Genomic DNA, 2,097 nt, shown 5'->3' on the forward strand with positions numbered 1-2,097 from the left:
ATCGTTTGCAAAATAATAATTAAGAGCAAAAAAAATAATCATCGTACCAAACGCCGGAAAATGTGGAAACAATGTATGAACGCCTATTTCATGTGTGGTTGCAGCTGTTCGAGGGACGGTCACCACCATCGCAATGCATAACATACAGAGAATATTGTATACTTTATAAAACCATGGACTAATGGGGTTTGTTAAGACTTCAAATTTCCCTTCAGCATTTAAAACAGCAATAAGTCCGAGTAAAGGCAGGATGATTCCAGTCAATACAAAACCTGCCAGAGCAGTTGGCCAATCCGACCCGGAAACAAACCCGATGGATGGTGGAAAAATTAAATTCCCAGCCCCAAAAAATACGGCGAAAAAGGCAAAACCAAAAATAAGACTGTCACGGTAAATCTTGTTTGTTTTCATTCGATGCACTCCTTTAATGACTGAAATCGATAACAATTATTAGGATTCAAACATCCGTGCATTCCTACATTAGAATGAATGAAAAATTACACGGTACTTATATTACTTGCAATTATTGTGGAATCTATTGTTCTATTACACTTGTCGATTTGGAACCCACAGAACGAGTGGTTTTACCGTTTTTCTTAGTGTTTGTGCTGTATTTGGTTTCCAATTTACTAAAGATATAAGTGAATATGCCAACAAGAATAAGATAAAACATTCCGGTAACCATGTATGTTTCCAAAGGTTGGTAGTTTGCACCTGCAATGGACATCGTTGTACCCCATAAATCAGTCATACCGATATAGGCTACTAGTGCGGATTCCTTTAGCAGTAGAATAAATTGATTTCCTAGAGACGGTATTGCCCGTTTAAAGGCTTGAGGTAGTATAATTCTCCTCATCGCTAATTTGTACGACATCCCAAGCGAGCGAGCTGCTTCCATTTGGCCATTATCGATCGATTGAATGGCACCGCGGAAGATCTCCGATATATAGGCCCCATTGTGAACCGATAATGCAATAACTCCTGCCCAAAATTGCGGTAGAGTAAGGATGGAGGAGATTCCAAAATAGAGAATACAGATTTGGACAATCATCGGCGTTCCTCGAGCGATAATCAAATATCCTTGTGCAATTAAGTTTAGAATTTTAAGATTAGATAGGCTAAAAAAGGCAAATAAAAGACCGATGATACTCCCTAAAAACTAATAATGCATCAAATAATGAGCTATAGTTTGATAGAAAGATATCTAGCATGTCAAACCCCCATCCAGTCAATAATTTATTTATTATAAATTTGATTTAACCTGCATTATTTACCTGCATCCATTAAATTATAGTCAAACCACTTTTTACTGATTTTTTCATACGTTCCATCGGCAATAATTTCATCCAAGGCTTTGTTGATTTTTTTAGTGAGTTCCGGATCTTCCTTATTGGTTGCGATGGCTTGATTATCTACTTGTAGTAATTCATCCACAGGCTTCATTTTTAGGCCGCCTTGTGTAACGGCAACTCTACCAAAAATATCATCACAGATAACCGCATCTACTCGGCCAGTTGCTAAGTCCATTAAGGCGGTCATATCTCCTTGAGAATAAACCATGACTTTATCTTGATCGGTTAACTTTTTTGCGAGCTTTTCATAAACAGTCGCGGGAGTCACGCCAATTTTTTTACCTTTTAAGTCTGCTTTCGACTTAATTTCATTATTGTTTGCACTAACAAAGATTCTCGAGCCTGATTTGTAGTAAGGATTCGTAAAGTCAACCGCTTTTAATCGCTCTTCTGTAACTGTCATACTTCCAAGGATGGCATCAAATTTTTGGTCTCTAAGACCTTGGATAATGGTCTCGAATGGAAAGGTAATGGCCTTTGGTTTCATATCCATTTTCTTTGCCAAAGCTTCACCAATTTCAACATCGAATCCCGTAAGTTTCCCATCTTCTTTATAATTGAAAGGCTTAAATAACCCACTCATGGCATAAACAAATTCTTCATGTTTCTTCTCGGCAGTATTAGTTTCCTTCGCTGAACCACACCCAGCAAGAACAACGGAAAATATTAAAATAGCTATAAGTAAACTTGAAATCGTTATCTTTTTCATTTTTATTCCCCCTTATTTATTTTAAAATGTTATTTA

The 2,097-nt window shown here is 37.1% G+C and carries 2 protein-coding genes and 2 pseudogenes (1 of these 4 only partly in view); all 4 read right to left on the reverse strand.

Annotated elements, in window-relative coordinates; all coding sequences use genetic code 11:
- A partial coding sequence (locus tag V7659_RS20145; RefSeq protein ID WP_335541734.1) for a branched-chain amino acid transport system II carrier protein occupies positions 1-411 on the reverse strand: 411 nt, incomplete at its 3' end.
- Positions 412-535: 124 nt separating this feature from the next.
- A pseudogene (locus V7659_RS20150) lies at positions 536-1,211 on the reverse strand (amino acid ABC transporter permease).
- A 55-nt stretch (positions 1,212-1,266) separates the two neighbouring features.
- Entirely contained in the window at positions 1,267-2,061 is a 795-nt protein-coding gene (locus tag V7659_RS20155) for a transporter substrate-binding domain-containing protein (protein ID WP_335541735.1), read from the reverse strand.
- A 29-nt stretch (positions 2,062-2,090) separates the two neighbouring features.
- Positions 2,091-2,097 (reverse strand): annotated as a pseudogene (locus V7659_RS20160) (polar amino acid ABC transporter ATP-binding protein); its annotated part runs 207 nt beyond the window's last position; the annotation flags it as partial.

The organism is Neobacillus drentensis, from assembly GCF_036966985.1.
In the GTDB taxonomy this organism is placed as follows: Bacteria; Bacillota; Bacilli; order Bacillales; family Cytobacillaceae; genus Neobacillus; species Neobacillus drentensis_E.

Bases quoted from the DNA above. Each gene is read 5' to 3' on its own strand.
- V7659_RS20155 (WP_335541735.1), bottom strand. From the start codon at position 2,061: ATGAAAAAGATAACGATTTCAAGTTTACTTATAGCTATTTTAATATTT.